Origin of the sequence: Nonomuraea sp. NPDC050783, assembly GCF_040802095.1 — a bacterium.
Taxonomy (GTDB): domain Bacteria; phylum Actinomycetota; class Actinomycetes; order Streptosporangiales; family Streptosporangiaceae; genus Nonomuraea.
Genome location: NZ_JBFAHK010000006.1, coordinates 178,400 through 194,681, shown reverse-complemented (window position 1 = coordinate 194,681; position 16,282 = coordinate 178,400). Strand labels below are relative to the sequence as shown.

The following is a 16,282-nucleotide window of genomic DNA, read 5'->3' as shown; positions in this document are numbered from 1 at the left end:
CGCTCTCCCTCCGTACGGCCCGGGGGCGGCGGGTCAGGGCCGGTCGCCCGCGCGCAGGACGGTGCCCAGCTCGCGGCGGCGGCCGAGGGCGACGTGCGCGAAGGAGCCCAGCACGGCGCCGGCGGCCAGCCCGCCCGCCAGCGCCAGGGGCGTGAGCAGGCCGGGAGCCTGCTCGCCGACGGGCAGGCCGCGGGCGTAGGACGACAGGTCCACGCCCGGCCCGAGCGCGGCCGGCAGGGCGAGCCCCACCGTCAGCCCCACCGGCACCGTGACGGCGACCAGGGGAAGCAGCTCCAGCACCGCCAGCCACCTGGCCTGCCGCTCCGGCAGCCCGAGCGTGCGCAGCAGCGACACCGCCCTGGCCCGGTCGGCCGCCCCGGCGGCCAGCGCCAGCACGACCGCGACCAGCGCGTACGCCCCCAGCGCCACCGTCACCACCAGCAACGTCGAGCGCACGGTGCCGGTGAGCGGGTCGGCCCGGATCTCGGCCAGCGCCTGCTCCTGCGTGCGCACGGTCGCCGAGGGCACCAGCCGCGCCAGCTCGGCCGGGGACGCCTCGCCCTTGACGAGCAGCATGTTCGCGGCGGGCCAGGGCAGCACCGTGCGCGGCACGAGGAGGAACTGCCCGCTCATGGCGAACCCCGGCAGCGCGCCGATCACGCCCCGGGCGGTCAGCCGCACCGGCGACAGCCACCTCATCTCGAACGCGGGCGGCCCGCCGGCCAGCCCGGGCGACAGCAGCGCGGTCCCGTCCGCGAGCGGCGCGGGCAGGCGGAGCGGGCCGTCGGCGGCGACCCGCCGCCACTCGGCCAGGTCCACGGCGACGGCGTAGGGCTGCTCGCCGGTGGGCTGGAGCTGCACCCGGCCGGCCAGCGCGAGCGCCACCCGCTCCACCCCGGCGGTCCGGCGGACGCGCTCGACGGCCGCGGCGGGGATGTCGGCGTCCGAGGTCACCCTGATCGGCGCGCCCACCTCCTGCCAGGACGCCAGCCGCTGCGCGGCGGCGAGGTCGTCGGAGATCACCGCGGCGAACACCGACACGCCGAGGGCGGGCAGCAGGACCAGCACCGGCAGCGCCCCGGCGGGGCGCGCCCTGGCCGCCCTGGCCAGCCCCAGGAACGGCACGGCCGCCCGCCCGCGCGCGGCCGGCCGCACGAGCAGCCGCAGCGGGTACGGGTAGCACCGCAGGACGATCAGCGCGGCCGCGAGCGCCACCGCGACCGGGATCAGCAGCAGGTACGGATCCAAGCCGGCCACCACCGGCGACAGGCCGGCATCCAGCCCGGCCGCCCCGCCCACCCGCGACAGGCCGGCATCCAGCCCCGCCGCCCCGCCCACCCGCGACAGGCCGGCATCCAGCCCGGCCTGTGGCAGGCTCGCGGTCCCTCCCGCCGCCGCCGTGCCGCGGGCCCGCAGCAGGTACGCCCCGCCCAGCGCCACCACCACGACCAGCGCCTCCAGCGTCAGCCGCCGCGCCGACGGCCGGGCGGCGGCCACGTCGTCGCGCCGCTCGCGCAGCGGCCTGCGGTGCGCCAGCGCCAGCCGGCCCGCGGCGAAGGCCACGGCGGTGACCGCCACGACCGCCGGCCCGAGGTGCGCGAGCGGCGGCGCGGGCCCCGGCACGAGGAACGACAGCGCGTACCCGGCCAGGGCCGCGGGCCCGGTCGCGAGCGCGGCCAGGGCGGCCCCGGCCCCCGCCACCTGCCACAGCGACCCGCCGCGCGCCCGGGCCAGCGCCAGCGGCTGCTCCATCCGGTCGGTCAGCAGCCGCACGCCCAGCGCGATCACGCCGAGCGCGACCGCGAGCAGCCCGCCGAGCACCAGGTACATGACGGTCCGCGCGGCCGACAGCGCGGCCAGGAAGTCGCCGAGCAGCCGCGGCAGCCCGGTGACCAGGCGGTAGTTGACGGTGTTCGTGCCCTGGACCACCAGCCGCCGGTGGAGCTCGGCGACCGCCGCGGCGGCGGCCGGCGCGTCGCCCGCGCTCGCGGCCCGCCCGTCCACGGGCAGGACCCAGCGGTAGGTCAGCTCGCGGCCCTTGCCGTCCAGCGCGGCCAGCCCGTCGTCGGACATCAGCGAGGTGGTGTGGAACTCCTCGGCCCCGGTGGGCGACACCACCCGGGTGACGTGCAGGACGTCGGAGTCGTGGCTCCAGGCGCGGTCGCGCGGGTCCCTGGCGGTGAAGACGCCGGTGATCCGCACCGCGACGGGGTTGCTCTCGCCGAGCACCTTGACCTGGCCGACGTCCAGGCCCATCCCGCGGACGGCCTCGTCCACGACGCCCACCTCGATCAGCGGGATCGTCGCGCCCAGGTGGCGCAGGGTGGACGGCCTGCCGGGCTCCCGGCCGCGCGCCCAGTCCACCCGGCGGCGGGCGTCGGACAGCCAGCCGAGGTTGAGGAAGTGGCCGGCCCCGGTGACGCCGTTGACGGGGGTGCGGAAGGTCTTGGCGCTCATGTGGCCGCCGGACCCGGCCAGGGGGCGCAGCGCGTCCGGGAGGAGCCGGCGCCAGCGGGCGGCCAGGGCGTCGAACCGGGCGCGTTCGCGCAGCTCGCCGCCGGAGCCGGCGGGTTCCCCCGTCACGGTGAGGTCGGTCTGCGTGGCGGCGGCGGAGGTCAGCGAGCGGCGCAGCGCCTCGTCGTAGGCGGCCTGCGTCGTCCTGGGCAGCCCGGCGACCAGCAGGCAGGCGACCGCCGTGAGCACGCCCAGCAGCGCCGACGTGCCCGCGTACGCGCGGGCCAGCGACCGGATCCTCACCGCTCGTCCACCACCCGGCCGCGCCGCAGCCGGCGGGCCTGCCCGGCGACGATCGCCAGCAGCGCCGCCATGACCAGCGCCGGCACCAGGGTCACCGCCGCCCACGGCAGGTGCAGCAGCACGCCGGGCGTGACGGCCGTGGCCTGCCCGGTCAGCACGATACGCGGGATCACCAGCTTCGCGACCAGCACGGCGAGGCCCGTCCCGACCACCGGCGACAGCCCGATGACGAACGCCTGCTCCACCGCCAGCAGCCCGAGCAGCTGCCGGGGGCCGGCGCCGAGCGCCCGCAGCACGGCGAACTCGGCGCCGCGCTCCCGCACCGCGACCACGGCGTTGACCAGGAACCCGAGCAGCGCGAAGCCGAGCGCCGCAGCGAACCCCAGGATCAGCGCCCCCTGCGGCCCGCCGGCCAGGGGGTCGTCGCGCAGCGCCGCCGCCAGCTCGTACCGGTCGGTGGCGGCCACGTCCCACTCGGGGTGCGCGCGCAGGACCCGTTGCGCCGGGGCGGTGTCGGCGGCGGCGAGCCACCACTCGGTGGCGGGCCGGGGCGGCCGGGCGGCGGCCAGCTCGTACGCCTGCAGCGTCCCCCAGTCGGCCAGCAGCGCCTGCTGCCCGGCGGCCGTCGTCGGCATGCTGTCCACCACGTCCACCACCGTGACCTGGAGCGCCCGGCCGGCGACGCGGGCCGGGCCGGTCTGCCCGGCGCGCAGCTCCAGCGCGGCGGCCAGGCCGGGGGTGAGCACCACGGGCAGCGGCGCCGGCTCGCGCGGCAGCGCGACGGCGACCACGCCCGGCGCCGCGGCGGACAGACCGGACACCGGCACGTCCTGGCCGTCCGCGCTCAACCCGACCAGCCTCAGCCCGCCCGGCCCCGCCCCGCCCGGCCCCACCCCGGGTTGGGATTGGCCGCTGTGGGACTGGCCGCTCTGGGACTGGCCGCTCTGCGGCTGCGCGGTCGTCTCGTCCGCGACGAGGCCGCGCAGCGCGAGCGGGTAGGCGATCGTCCCTGAGCGCCCGGCGAGCGCGGCCAGGTCCAGCTCGACGCGGTTCGCGCCCTCGTGCAGCCCGCCGAGCAGCAGGTCCCGCCAGACGCCGAGCGCGTCGGACAGCACCAGCCGGGCCGGGACGGCGGCACCCGCCTCGACCCGCACGGTGAGGGTCCGCGGCCGTCCCGGCAGGGCCAGCGCGCCCGCGTGGCCACCGGCCAGCGACCGCGCCATCCGCGCCACGGGCCGCTCCGACAGGTCGGGACGCAGGTGGAACAGCTCGCCGAGGCGGGCCGCGTCCAGGGCGAGCAGCAACGCGCTCTCGCCGCTGACATCGACCTGCCCCCGGAAGGCCGGCGAGTACGCGGTGACGCCGGGCAGCGCGGTGAACGCCGTGCCCCGCCCGAGCGGCCCCAGCTCGGCGGCCTCGGGCGGCCCGGACAGCCGCAGGTCCGCCCCGGCCTGGTGGCGGGCCTGGTCGAGCTGCGAGGCCCGCCAGGTGGCGGTGGTCGCGACGGACAGGACGCCGATCGCGACCGCCATCGTGAGCAGCAGCGCGGGGCCGGCGTACCGGAGCGGCCGCCGGCTCACCTGCCGCACGCCCAGCGCGGGCGCGAGCGCGGTCCCGCGCGCGGTCGGCCGCTCGGCCAGCCGCGACACGCGCGGCACCAGCCGCAACCCCAGCAGGCCACCGGCGAGCAGGGCCAGCGCGGGCCCGGAGACGATGAGCGGATCGACGCCGAGCCCGCCACCGGCCGTCGCGGTGACCGGCGCCCCGTAGTGCTGGAGCTGCCAGACGGCCAGCCCCGCCACCGCCAGCAGCGCCGCGTCCACGCCCGCGCCCGCGATCAGCCCGCGCACGCCGCGCCCGCGCGCCGCCTGCTCCTCCACGTAGGTGCGCCGCGCTCCGGCCAGTGACGGCAGGGCCAGCAGCACGGCGGCGGCCAGCGCCACGCCGGAGGAGACCAGGAACGCTCCCAGGTCGGCCACCGGGGCCAGGCGCACGCCGGTGGAGCGGATCCACGGCAGCTCGCCGACCAGTGCCAGCAGCGGCGGCCCGAGGAACGGCGCGACCAGCGCGCAGGGGACGGCGACCAGCAGCGCCTCGCCGGCCGCCAGCGCGGCCAGCCGGGCGGTGCCCGCGCCGCGCGAGCGCAGCAGCGCCACCTCCATGCGGCGGTGCTCGGCCAGCAGCCGGGCGGTGAGCATCAGCGCGTAGGCGGCCAGCAGCAGCAGTTGCAGCACCGGGATGAGCATGGTGGAGCGCGCCACCAGCGACGCGGTGTCGAGCTGGAGCAGGATCTCGGGCAGGCGGCTGGCGTACAGGCAGTTGACGCAGCCGGCGGCGGCCAGCCGGGGGCCCGCCCGGCCGACGGCGTCCGCCAGCGGGCGCAGCCGGTCGGGCGTCAGCGCGGTCAGGTCCGGCTCGGCGGTCCAGACGACGCGGACGCCGGTGGCGAAACGCGCCACGAACGTCTCCCTCGCCACCATGAGCGGCCCGTACGTGGTGTACTGCCCGCGCTCCACGCCCCGGGCGAGCAGCTCCTCGCCCGCCCAGCGCTCGTCCGCGGGGTCGTCGAGCCGGAAGACGCCGACGACGCGGACGGTGACCGGGCGCCCGCCGATCCGTGCCCTGGTGACGAACTCCCGGCCCTGCCCGAGCCCGGTGGCCGAGGCCGCGGGCAGCGGGATCGCCGCCTCGACGGCCGGCCCGCCGGTCCCGGGCCACCGGCCGGAGACCAGCCGGGCGTGCCGGTCCAGCCCGTCGTGGCTGCCGAACCTGAGCAGCTCGGGCTGCTCCTCGCCGTCCTGGCCGGGCATGACGTAGGAGTCGGAGCGGAAGCTCGTGGTGAGCGCCGGCGGCGCGGTGTAGACCCCGGCCAGCTCGTCGCGGACCAGCCGGTCGTAGGCGGCGAAGGTGCCGGCGGTGACCTGGGCGGTGACCGTGGTGGCGGTCCGCCGGTGGGAGGCGGTCTCCAGCGCCTTCCGGACGCCGGCCTCGGTGGCGGAGGAGGCGTACATGGTCAGCGCTACCAGCGTGGTGGTGGCCAGCAGGATCGAGCCGAACGCGGCCAGCAGGAGCAGCGGCTCGCCGAGCGCCCGCTTGACGACCAGCGGCCCCCGCATCCCGCCCCCTTCCGCCCGTTCCCTAGACCTTCGGGGCGCGGGCGGGCGGGGGCAAGAGCGACCGCCGCAACGGTGACGCCTTCGATACGTCCGTGTGATGCGGGAACGGCCGGAGCGGGGTGGGTGCCGGCCGCCCGCCAGTTGGTCCGGCCGGCACCCGCGCCGGGGACACGGCACAGCACACTGTGGCCGGATCCGCGGCGGCTTTCCGCGTGTCCGGCACAAGGGGTATGAGAGGTAAGACGGTCGTGCCGCGAAAGTAAGGAAAAAAGGGACCTGGATCGCCCGCCAGGACGGAGGATACGAGCCGGACGCCGCTCAGCTCGCGACGGCCGCCGCCTCCTCGGCCTCGACCTGCCGGTTCCAGTCGCGCTTGACCGCGCGCCAGGCCTCGTCGTCCACGCCGCGCCGCCAGTAGCCGGAGATCGACAGCCGGCTCAGCGGGACGCCCCGCTCAAGGCGCAGGTGGTGGCGCAGCTCCTTGACGAAGCCCGCCTCGCCGTGGACGAACGCGTGGACGTCCCCGTCCGGGAACTCCAGCTCGCGGACCGCCTCGACCAGCTTCTCCCCCACCGGGCGGTCGCGGCGGTGGAGCCAGGTGATGTGGGCCTCGGCGACCGTGCCCAGCTTCAGCTCGTCCTCGGGGCCCTCCACCTCGACGAACACGTGCGCGAGCGCCCCGTGCGGCATCGCCTCCAGCGAGGCCGCGATGGCGGGCAGCGCGCTCTCGTCGCCGGCCATGAGGTGCCAGCCGGCCTCCGGGTCGGGCGCGTAGCCGCCGCCGGGGCCCAGCAGGAACACCTCGTCGCCGGGCGCGGCCCGCTCGGCCCACGGCCCGGCCAGGCCCTCGTCGCCGTGGACCACGAAGTCGAGGGTGAGCTCCCGCGCGTACGGGTCCCAGGCGCGCACGGTGTAGGTGCGCAGCCGCGGCCACACCTCGCGCGGCAGGGTCTCCCGGCACGCCTTCACGCTGAACGGCCGGGGGTACTCGACGCCCTCGTGCGGGAACACGATCTTGACGTAGTGATCGGTCAGCCCGGAGGTGCGGAAGTCGGCCAGCCCGTCGCCCCCGACCACGACGCGGACCATGTGCGGCGACAGCCGCTCGGTGCGCCGGACGATCCCCCGGTGGTGGTCCGCGGGCTTGTCAGCCATAGGTAACGCCCCCCGACAAAGTTAGGTTCCCCTAACCTTACCCTCTGCCGGACGGGCGCGGCCAGTGAACCTCACCCGTTACAACGCTCAGGCGGCGGCCTCGTCATCCCGGACCGCCGGCCCGGCGCCCACGGCGGCCAGGAACCCGGCCATGTGCCGGAAGGCCAGCCGGGCCTCGGGCAGCACGTCCGCCAGGATCGGGAAGACGTGCGGCATGCGCCGCCACTCCTCGTACCGGACGGGCACCCCGGCGCGGCGCGCCGCCTCGGCCACGCGCCGCCCCTCGTCGCGCAGCACCTCGGTCGAGCCGGTCACGATCATCAGCGGCGGCAGCCCGGTGAAGTCCCCGAGCACCGGCGAGACGAGCGGGTCGCGCGGGTCCAGCCCGTCGGTCCAGCGGCGGGCCAGCCAGCGCACCCGGCTGGCCGGCAGCAGCGGGTCCTGCCAGCGGTTGGCCCGGCGCGGGACGTCGGTGAGGTCGGCCCACGGCGACAGGCAGACGGCCGCGGCCGGCAGCGGCCTGCCCCGGTCGCGCAGCGCCAGCAGGGTCGCCAGCGCCAGGTGCCCGCCCGCCGAGTCGCCGGCCACGATGATGTCGCCGGGCGCGTGCCCGCGGCGCAGCAGGCACTCGTAGGCGTCCAGGGCGTCGGCCAGCGAGTCGGCCAGCCGGTGCACCGGCCCCTGCCGGTAGTCGAGGGCCAGCACCGGCCGGCGGGCCGCCACCGACAGCCGCCAGGTGATGGAGCGGTGCGTCCGCGGCGAGCAGGAGAAGTAGCCGCCGCCGTGGAAGTACAGCAGCACCCTGCTCTCGTCCAGCCCCTCGCCGCCGCGCACCCACTCGCCGCCGCAGTCGGCGAAGGCGGCGGGCACGATGGACACGTGCTCCGGATAGGGCACCCGCACCAGCCGGGCGAGCTCGCCGGCCCGCGCGACGCCGGTCAGCGCGAGCGGGTGGCGCATGAGGAGCGCCGAGGCCGGTTTCAGCGTGCCGCGCATCAGGCCGGTGAGCGCGCGCGCCTGCCAGCTCAAGGGGTAGTCGGGTATCACGTCCCCGTCGATCCGCATATCGGCCCTCCTTTCTTGTTCGTTCCCCCCGGACCCGCTTCACTACCGGCCGGTAAGCATCTCGTCGCCCCACCCGAAACCCGCCGGTAATTCGTTTGCGGGCGGCCGGGCGGACGTCGGATAATTCCGTGCTCCCCCGTCGGCGGACCCGCGCGCGGGGCTGATCACAGGCCGTCACCGCGGCCTCACTCCCTGGAGGTGCCAAACCTTCCCGCTCTACGCCCGGCTCGTCCGGTACGGCTTCCGCAAGCACGCGACCTACGTCTGGGCCGCGCTCGCCGGCGCGTTCACCAACAGCGTCTTCGGCGTCCTGCGGGCCTTCGTCCTCATCGCCCTCTGGCAGGCCCGCCCCGGGCTGGCCGGCTACGACCTCACCGACGCCGTCACCTACTGCTTCATCACCCAGGCCCTCATCGGCCCGATGCAGCTCTTCGGCGGCGGCCTGGCCATCCCCGAGCGCATCCGCAGCGGCGACATCGCGCTCGACCTGGTCCGCCCCGCCTCGCTCCAGCTCTGGTCGCTGGCCGAGGACGCGGGCCGCGCCGCCTACCTGTTCGTGGTGCGCGGCCTGCCGCCGATGGTGCTCGGCGCGGCGGTGTTCGGCATCAGCCTGCCCGACGGCCCCGGCCGGTGGGCGGCGTTCCTGGCCGGCTCGGCGCTCGCGCTCGTGGTCAGCTTCGGCTGGCGCTACCTGGTCGCGCTGTCGGTCTGCTGGCTCGCCGACGACCGCGGCGTGGCCGTGCTGTCGCTCGTGCTGACCACGTTCTTCTCCGGGATGATGTTGCCCCTGCGCATCTTCCCCGGCCCGCTCCGCGACCTGGCCGAGGCCCTGCCGTGGGCGGCGATGGTCCAGGTGCCGGCCGATCTCTACCTCGGTACGGCGCCCGTCCTGGAGTCCCTGGCCTTCGCGGCGTTCTGGGCGGCCGCCCTGCTCGCGCTCGGCGCGCTGGCGACCCGGGCGATCCGCCACAAGGTGGTGATCCAGGGTGGTTAGGACCTACTTCCTGCTGGCCTGGACGTGGACGCGCGCCGCGGCCGCCTACCCCGTCTCGTTCTGGCTCATGACCCTGCTCGGCGTGGTCGTGGCCGGCATGGACGTGGCCGTCATCCTCGTCGTGTTCGCCAACACCACCACGCTCGCCGGCTTCTCCCGCGAGGAGGTCCTGTTCCTGTACGGGGCCGCGAGCCTGTCCTTCACGCTGTGCGACCTGTTCGTCAGCAACATCGACCGGGTGAGCCAGCACATCAAGGCCGGCACGCTGGACGTCTTCCTCATCAGGCCGGTGAGCGCCTGGCTGCAACTGGCCACCGACCGCTTCACCGCCACCCGGGCCGGCCGGGTCGTCCAGGCCGCCGTGGTGCTCGGCTACGCCGTCACCGCGCTCGGCCTCGACCCGGGCCGCCTGTGGATGCTCCCGGTCATGCTGGCCACCGGCGTCGTCATCTTCACCGCGCTGTGGACGCTGGGCGGCGCGCTGCAGTTCGTGCTGACCGACGCGCCCGAGGTGACCAACGCCTTCACCTACGGCGGCCAGCAGCTCACCCAGTACCCGCTGGCCATCTACGGGCGCGACCTGGTCAAGGCCGTCACGTACGTGCTGCCGCTGGCCTTCGTCAACTGGCAGCCCGGCCTGTACGTGCTGGGCAGGGACGACCCGTTCGGCACCCCGGAGTTCACGCGTTTCCTCGGGCCGGTCGCCGCGCCGGCCCTCGCCCTGCTGGCCGCGCTGGCCTGGCGGCAGGGCATCAGGCACTACCGATCCACGGGGAGTTGAAGGTGATCGAGCTCGACCGGGCGGGACGCTCGTTCAAGGTCAGGAAGAACGTCGTCCACGCCGTACGCGACCTGTCGTTCACCGTGTCGGCCGGCGAGTTCGTCGGCTACCTCGGGCCGAACGGCGCGGGCAAGTCCACCACGATCAAGATGCTCTGCGGCATCCTCACGCCCACCTCCGGCCGGGTGCGGGTGGCCGGGCTCGACCCGTCGCGCCGCCGCACGGCCCTGGCCCGGCGCATCGGCGTCGTCTTCGGCCAGCGCACCACGCTGTGGTGGGACCTGCCGCTGGCCGACAGCTTCGAGCTGATCCGGCTGCTCTACAAGGTCGACCGGGCCGCCTTCCGCGCCCGCCTGGACGAGCTGACCGCCACGCTCGACCTGGGCGCCTTCCTGCGCACCCCGGTGCGCCAGCTCAGCCTCGGCCAGCGCATGCGCGGCGACCTCGCGGCGGCGCTGCTGCACGCGCCCGAGGTGCTGGTCCTCGACGAGCCGACGATCGGCCTGGACGTGGTGAGCAAGGCCGGCATCCGGGAGTTCCTGCTGCGGCTCAACGCCGAGCAGGGCACCACCGTGCTGCTGACCACCCACGACCTGGGCGACATCGAGCGGCTGTGCCGCCGGGTCATGCTCATCGACCACGGGCGGCTGGCCTTCGACGGGACGCTGGAGGCGCTGATGGCCACCGCGCCCGGCCAGGCCACGATCGAGGACGTGGTCACCCGCCTCTACACCGGCGGGGCCCGCGCCCAGCAGTAGCCGCCAGGAGCCGCCAGGAGCAGCCGCGGGTGGTAGCCGCTGGTAGCAGCCGTCAGTAGTAGCCGCCCTCCTGGGAGCTCTCGTAGTCCTCGTCGGAGTCGTCGTCGTGGGGGCGCGACCAGCGCGAGGGCATCAGCACCGGGATGAACAGCGCCACGCCCAGCAGGGCCAGCACGCCGCTCGTCAGGAGGCTCGCCGCGCCCGCGCCGGCCTCCCTGACGATCTGGTTCACCGACGGCTGCGCGGGGACGAGGGACAGCGCGCGGGCCGGGTCGAGCGCGTAGACGACCGTCCAGGCCAGCAGCACCATCGACGGCACGAACGTGGCCAGCGGCGAGACCCGGCCCGCCACCACCAGCCCGACCACCAGGCCGACCGCCGCCATGGCGCCGAGCGCGATCCACAGCTTCTGGTCGCCGCCGGGCGGGACCGCCACCGCCTGTCCCGCGACCTGGCCCGCGGCCTGCCCTGTGGCCTGGCCTGCGGCCCGCGCCGCGGCCTGCGTCACGGCCCAGCCGCCACCGGCCAGCACGGCCGCCGTCACCACAAGCCCGAGGAGCAAACCCGCTAAGTGCCGCAACGCTCTCACCTCTATGTCGACGTGGATCGGCACGACCCTAGCGACAAACCACGGCCCTAGCGACAAACATCGCGCAGCGCCCAGGCGTCGCCCGGTCCGGGCCCCATCGGAGCCTCCCCCGTGAGACGATGTGGCACACCCATGCGCGCGCGACTCCCCCTCCGGCTGGCGCGGACGGCGGCCTTCTCCGCGGTCTGCGTGACCCTCGCCGCCCTCGCCCACGTGCTGGGCGGCGGCTCGGGGCCCGCCCCGTGGGCCGCCGGCCTGGGGCTCGCCGCGGCGGCCGGGCTCGGCCTGGCGCTGTGCGGCAGGGAGCGCCCGGCCCCGGTCATCGTCCTCGTGCTCGCGGGGGCGCAGCTCGGGCTGCACGAGCTGTTCGCCGGCGGCGACGCCTCCCGCGTCACCGCCTACGTCCCGGTGCACGGGCACGGGCAGGGGCTCGCGGTCAACGCCGGCATGCTCGCCGCCCACCTCACGGCCACCCTGGTCACCGGGTTGTGGCTGGCGCGCGGCGAGGCCGCGCTGTGGGCGCTGCTGCGCCGCGCCGGCCGGCGGCTCGCGCTGCTGCGGCCGGCCGCGGTGCCCGCCGTGCGGCGCTGCCCGCCGGTCGTCCGGGCGCGGGCCGTCCCGCTGCGGCCGGCGCTGCGGCACTGCCTGGCCAGGCGCGGTCCTCCACTTCCCGCCTGACCGTCTGACACCCCCTTTCTTCCTTTCTCACCAAGTGGAGTTCCGCATGTCCTTCGTCCGCCGCGCCGCGACCGTGCTCGCCGCCGCCACCGCACTCACCGCCGGGCTCGCGCTGCCCGCCCTCGCCCACGTCACCATCCAGCCCGGCTCCGCCGAGCAGGGCGGCTTCACCAAGGTCGCCTTCCGGGTGCCCAACGAGCGTGACGACGCCTCGACCACCAAGATCGAGGTCACTTTCCCCGCCGACCACCCGCTGGCGTTCGTGTCGGTCAAGCCGGTGCCGGGATGGGAGGTGAAGGTGACCGAGGGCAAGCTGGCCACGCCGGTCAAGACCGAGTACGGCGACCTCAAGGAGGCCGTCACCAAGGTCGTCTGGTCCGGGGGCAAGATCGAGCCGGGGCAGTTCCAGGAGTTCGAGGTGTCCATGGGGCAGTTGCCCAAGGACACCCAGCAGCTGATGTTCCCGACGAAGCAGACGTACTCCAGCGGCGAGGTCGTCGACTGGTCCGAGGAGCCCAAGGCGGACGGCTCGGAGGCCGAGCACCCGGCGCCGCTGCTGAAGCTCGTCCCGGCCGCCGGTGACGGCGGCCACGGCGCCGCCTCGGCGTCTGCGTCGGCATCGGCCTCGGCGCCGGCCGCCACGTCGCCGAGCGTGGCGCCGGTGGCCGCCGGCTCGTCGTCGTCCTCCGACGGCACCGCCCGCCTGCTGGGCGGCGCCGGCCTGGTGGCCGGCCTGATCGGCCTCGCGCTCGGCGCCCTGGCCCTGCGCCGCCGCCCCACCGCGTAACCTCCGCCTCGCCGCCCGCGACCGTTGTGCCGGTCGCGGGCGGCGGCGTTTCCGGAACCTTCGTGGCGAAATGCTTAGTTAAGACAATATAATAGTTATATGGCACTAACGAACACCGGTCTGCGCGGCCGTCCCCCGCGAGCCGTCCCCCGCAGGCCGATGCTGGTCCTGGCCATCTGCTGCACGAGCCTGTTCATCGTCGGCCTGGACAACACGATCGTGAACGTGGCGCTGCCGTCCATCCGGCGTGACCTCGGCGCCTCCGTCTCGGGCCTGCAGTGGATCATCGACGCGTACACGGTGGTGCTGGCCTCGCTGCTCATGCTGTCCGGCTCGACCGGCGACCGCGTCGGCCGCCGCCGCACCTTCCAGACCGGTCTGGCCCTGTTCACGCTGGGCTCCCTGCTGTGCTCGCTCGCCCCCAGCCTGGCCTGGCTCATCGTGGCGCGCGCCCTGCAGGCCGTCGGCGGCTCGATGCTCAACCCGGTGGCCATGTCGATCATCACCAACACCTTCACCGAGCCGCGCGAGCGGGCCCGCGCGATCGGCGTCTGGGGCGCGGTCGTCGGCATCAGCATGGCGCTCGGCCCACCGCTCGGCGGCGCGCTGGTGGCCTCGGTCGGCTGGCGGGCCATCTTCTGGATCAACATCCCGGTCGGCCTGGCGGTGATCGTGCTGTGCGCGCTGTTCGTGCCGGAGTCGCGCGCGCCGCGCCCGCGGCCGGTGGACGCCGTGGGCCAAGCCCTGGTCGTCGTGCTGCTGGCCGGCCTCACGTACGGGCTGATCGAGGCGCCCGCCGCCGGGTGGGCCTCGGCGCAGACGCTGGGCTGCTTCGCGCTCGCCGCGCTGGCGCTGGCCGTGCTGGTCCCGTACGAGCTGCGCCGCCCGGAGCCGCTGATCAACCCGCGCTTCTTCCGCAGCGTCCCGTTCGCGGGCGCGACGCTGATCGCGGTGTGCGGCTTCGCCACGCTCGGCGGCTTCCTGTTCCTCAACACCATCTACCTCCAGGAGAGCCTCGGCTACTCGGCCCTGCACGCCGGGCTGCTGACGCTGCCGATGGCCGCGCTCACGGTGGTCTGCTCGCCGCTGTCCGGCCGGATCGTCGGCGCCACCGGGCCGCGCGTCCCGCTGGTCATCGCCGGGACCGCGCTCACGGTCAGCATGCTGCTGCTGACCCGCCTCACCGCGCACACCCCGCTCTGGCAGCTCATCACCGCCTACGTGCTGTTCGGGCTCGGGTTCGGGATGCTCAACGCGCCCATCACCAACACCGCCGTCTCCGGCATGCCGGTCGCCCAGGCGGGGGTCGCCGCCGCCGTGGCCTCCACCAGCCGCCAGATCGGCCAGTCGCTCGGCGTCGCGGTGCTCGGCGCGCTGGTCACCTCCGCCGTACGCGGCCCGCTGCCCACCGGCTTCCCGCAGGCCAGCCACATCGGCTGGTGGGTGGGCGCCGGCTGCGGCGTGACGATCCTGCTGCTCGGCGTCCTCACCACGGGCTCGTGGGCCAGGCGGAGCGCCGCCCGCACCGCCGACCGGCTCATCCACGGCCCGGCCAGGACGGCGGCCGGCTCATGAGCGACCCCACCCCACGCGACCCCACCCCCGACGACCCCACCCCGCGCGACCCCACCCCCGGCGACACCGCCTCCTACGACGAGGCGGTCGCCCGGGTCTGGGCGGGGATGCGGGCGCTGGTCCTGGAGGAGGAGAACCGCCGCAAGGAGGTCGCCGACGCGCTCGGCATGAGTTTCTCCCGCACCCGCGCGCTGCGCCGCCTGCTGCCCGGCCCGCTGACCATGCGCGAGCTGACCGCCCGGCTGGGCACCGAGAAGCCGTACACGACGCTGGTGGTGGACGACCTGGAAGAGCGCGGCTACGTGCGGCGCACGGTCCACCCCGACGACCGCCGCAGCAAGATCGTCACCCTCACCGAGACCGGACGCGAGGCCGCCGAACGGGCCGACCGCATCCTGTCCCGCCCACCACGCGCCCTGACCGCCCTCCCCCCGGACGACCTGGCCACCCTCGACCGCGTCATGGCCAGGCTCCGTTTCCCAGCCTCGAACTCCCACGACAGATTTCACGAGGATTGATCGTCTGCATGAGAAAAGCGCTTCGGAGATGGGAGGGATGGGGCTTGCCCAGAGCCCTGTCCGTGCCAGATCGAGAAGCCCTCTCCACGGGAGAACCATCGCCTCCCACAGCACCATCACCGCCTCCGCCGACGGCACTGGCTACCGCCCCACGCCGGGAGCCTGCTGCTGCTCAAGCCCTTGCCTGTCACCGGCCTGGACCGGGCGCTGTCCGCTCAGCTGGAGCGCTGGCGACCGGCCCGCGCGGCGCACGACCCCGACAAGATCGCGGCCGACCTGGCCATCGCCCTCGCGCTGGCCCAACCGTTCCAGCACCGTGGGCGGCAGGTGCTGATCCGTACCGACTCCGGCGGTGGCACCCACGAATTCCTGGCCTGGCTGTCCGAACCCGGCCGCCGACTGTCGTACTCACTCGGTTTCCCCTCACCGAGGAGATCCAGCAGGCCGCCCTACACCTGCCCATGAGCGCGTGGACGACGCCCGCGTACGACGCCAACCGGCAAGTACGGCCCGGCACCTGGGTCGCCGAGCTGATCAGCCTGCTGAACCTGCCCAGCCGGCCCAAAGGAATGCGGGTCATCGCCCGCAAGAAACGTCCGCACCCCGGCGTCCAGCTACACTTCACCGACGTCTACACCCATGCCTGACTCCGCATCCGATGCGACGCCATCGGACGGATGTCCGGCGCACTCGACAACGACTCCGAATCGTAGCCGTCAGAAAAAGATCACGGTCGTCGTAGCGGTCGAGGAAGCCGCCAAGCCGCCTCCCGCCTCGCCATTACTCCGCCAGCCGATCAATACAGTTCATCGGGTTCGACACTTACACCCCAGGACGAAAATCTTCCTGCCGGAATCCGATAACTCTTGGACAGAGCCTCATCGAAGATGACGACAAGCTCGTCCGGCTGATAAGAAATGCCGCCGCCCATTACTTCGCCCAGTGCTACGACAACACTGGAAGCGCCTGCAAAAGAAAGGCGAACGGACCATAGGGTCTCAGGGCATCCCTCGTTTGGAAAATGCGAAGAGAAGGCCATGGAGGCTATGGTGCCACCAAGGAGCGGCTGCCATTCTTCAACACCACTCACGTCGATCGCTTCCGTCCGGTCGTCCTCGACTCCAGGGAACGGAAAAAAATCAATCGCCAGGCCTTCGTTAAGACCTTCCATCGCCCATGACAAGCTAAGTGCCGCACCGTCCACAGTAATCAATTCGACGCCCATATCCACTTCATGCAGGCCGTCACGTTCCCTACCGTCCGGCCAACCTGAACCCCTGGGCATGACGTAATGAATCGATTGCAGCCGGCTTCCGATGACGAGCGCAGCCAACTGAAGGAGCCTGCGGCCACCGTCACCATATGCCTCCCAGGGCAAGATTGATGCCATCTCTAATACCTCCCGAAGTATTTGATCAGTAGTGCCGCTGCTCGACTGTCATGAAGCGCTGTTTCGCCTGCCTAATGAGGATGTCAATCTCATCAGGTGATGACGGCCAGTTCGGCCCG

13 protein-coding genes and 1 pseudogene are annotated in these 16,282 nt (G+C 74.5%); 8 read left to right on the top strand and 6 right to left on the bottom strand.

Going from position 1 to position 16,282, the window contains the following annotated elements:
• Positions 1–33 precede the first annotated feature (33 nt).
• The 4 genes from AB0H75_RS18350 to AB0H75_RS18335 form a co-directional block, all read right to left on the bottom strand.
• Positions 34–2,757: an FtsX-like permease family protein gene (locus tag AB0H75_RS18350; protein ID WP_367797494.1), complete on the bottom strand. Its 2,724-nt coding sequence runs from the start codon at positions 2,755–2,757 to the stop codon at positions 34–36.
• Positions 2,754–5,873 carry an ABC transporter permease gene (locus AB0H75_RS18345; protein WP_367797492.1) on the bottom strand — a complete coding sequence of 1,040 codons (3,120 nt, stop codon included), beginning with the start codon at positions 5,871–5,873 and terminating at the stop codon, positions 2,754–2,756. Before AB0H75_RS18345 ends, AB0H75_RS18350 begins: the two co-directional genes overlap by 4 nt.
• Before the next feature lie 318 nt (positions 5,874–6,191).
• Entirely contained in the window at positions 6,192–7,028 is an 837-nt protein-coding gene (locus AB0H75_RS18340) for a siderophore-interacting protein (protein WP_367797490.1), read from the bottom strand.
• Positions 7,029–7,115: 87 nt separating this feature from the next.
• The gene (locus AB0H75_RS18335; protein WP_367797488.1) at positions 7,116–8,093 is read right to left on the bottom strand and encodes an alpha/beta hydrolase; all 978 of its coding nucleotides are present in this window, start codon (positions 8,091–8,093) and stop codon (positions 7,116–7,118) included.
• Between the two features lie 160 nt (positions 8,094–8,253).
• On the opposite strand from AB0H75_RS18335, the gene AB0H75_RS18330 reads away from it, so the two are divergent.
• The 3 genes from AB0H75_RS18330 to AB0H75_RS18320 are packed head-to-tail and all read left to right on the top strand — an operon-like array spanning position 8,254 to position 10,626.
• Positions 8,254–9,087, top strand: a complete 834-nt coding sequence (locus AB0H75_RS18330; protein WP_367798184.1) for an ABC transporter permease — start codon at positions 8,254–8,256, stop codon at positions 9,085–9,087.
• Entirely contained in the window at positions 9,080–9,868 is a 789-nt protein-coding gene (locus AB0H75_RS18325; RefSeq protein WP_367797486.1) for an ABC transporter permease, read from the top strand. The genes AB0H75_RS18330 and AB0H75_RS18325 overlap by 8 nt, the downstream gene beginning before the upstream one ends.
• 2 nt (positions 9,869–9,870) lie before the next feature.
• Positions 9,871–10,626 carry an ATP-binding cassette domain-containing protein gene (locus AB0H75_RS18320; protein WP_367797484.1) on the top strand — a complete coding sequence of 252 codons (756 nt, stop codon included), beginning with the start codon at positions 9,871–9,873 and terminating at the stop codon, positions 10,624–10,626.
• Between the two features lie 52 nt (positions 10,627–10,678).
• Here the strand turns inward: AB0H75_RS18320 and AB0H75_RS18315 are convergent, their stop codons facing one another.
• Positions 10,679–11,188: a hypothetical protein gene (locus AB0H75_RS18315; protein WP_367797482.1), complete on the bottom strand. Its 510-nt coding sequence runs from the start codon at positions 11,186–11,188 to the stop codon at positions 10,679–10,681.
• Positions 11,189–11,347: 159 nt separating this feature from the next.
• Here AB0H75_RS18315 and AB0H75_RS18310 point away from each other — a divergent pair, with 159 nt between their 5' ends.
• From AB0H75_RS18310 to AB0H75_RS18290, 5 genes and pseudogenes are all read left to right on the top strand, one after another.
• Entirely contained in the window at positions 11,348–11,893 is a 546-nt protein-coding gene (locus AB0H75_RS18310) for an MFS transporter (RefSeq protein WP_367797480.1), read from the top strand.
• A 46-nt stretch (positions 11,894–11,939) separates the two neighbouring features.
• Complete coding sequence (locus AB0H75_RS18305; protein ID WP_367797478.1) at positions 11,940–12,680, top strand: YcnI family protein; 741 nt, start codon at positions 11,940–11,942, stop codon at positions 12,678–12,680.
• A gap of 99 nt (positions 12,681–12,779) precedes the next feature.
• Entirely contained in the window at positions 12,780–14,255 is a 1,476-nt protein-coding gene (locus AB0H75_RS18300) for an MFS transporter (RefSeq protein WP_367797477.1), read from the top strand.
• Positions 14,252–14,773, top strand: a complete 522-nt coding sequence (locus AB0H75_RS18295) for a MarR family winged helix-turn-helix transcriptional regulator (protein ID WP_367797475.1) — start codon at positions 14,252–14,254, stop codon at positions 14,771–14,773. Before AB0H75_RS18300 ends, AB0H75_RS18295 begins: the two co-directional genes overlap by 4 nt.
• A 318-nt stretch (positions 14,774–15,091) precedes the next feature.
• Positions 15,092–15,402, top strand: a pseudogene (locus AB0H75_RS18290) (transposase); the annotation flags it as partial.
• Between the two features lie 167 nt (positions 15,403–15,569).
• On the opposite strand, the gene AB0H75_RS18285 reads toward AB0H75_RS18290, so the two are convergent.
• Positions 15,570–16,106 carry a hypothetical protein gene (locus tag AB0H75_RS18285; protein WP_367797473.1) on the bottom strand — a complete coding sequence of 179 codons (537 nt, stop codon included), beginning with the start codon at positions 16,104–16,106 and terminating at the stop codon, positions 15,570–15,572.
• Positions 16,107–16,282: the final 176 nt, after the last annotated feature.

What these genes read in the sequence shown, in the direction of transcription:
- AB0H75_RS18345 (WP_367797492.1), bottom strand. Translation starts at nt 5,873, where the DNA reads ATGCGGGGGCCGCTGGTCGTCAAGCGGGCGCTCGGCGAGCCGCTGCTC.
- AB0H75_RS18340 (WP_367797490.1), bottom strand. Translation starts at nt 7,028, where the DNA reads ATGGCTGACAAGCCCGCGGACCACCACCGGGGGATCGTCCGGCGCACC.
- AB0H75_RS18335 (WP_367797488.1), bottom strand. Translation starts at nt 8,093, where the DNA reads ATGCGGATCGACGGGGACGTGATACCCGACTACCCCTTGAGCTGGCAG.
- AB0H75_RS18310 (WP_367797480.1), top strand. Translation starts at nt 11,348, where the DNA reads ATGCGCGCGCGACTCCCCCTCCGGCTGGCGCGGACGGCGGCCTTCTCC.
- AB0H75_RS18305 (WP_367797478.1), top strand. Translation starts at nt 11,940, where the DNA reads ATGTCCTTCGTCCGCCGCGCCGCGACCGTGCTCGCCGCCGCCACCGCA.
- AB0H75_RS18300 (WP_367797477.1), top strand. Translation starts at nt 12,780, where the DNA reads ATGGCACTAACGAACACCGGTCTGCGCGGCCGTCCCCCGCGAGCCGTC.
- AB0H75_RS18295 (WP_367797475.1), top strand. Translation starts at nt 14,252, where the DNA reads ATGAGCGACCCCACCCCACGCGACCCCACCCCCGACGACCCCACCCCG.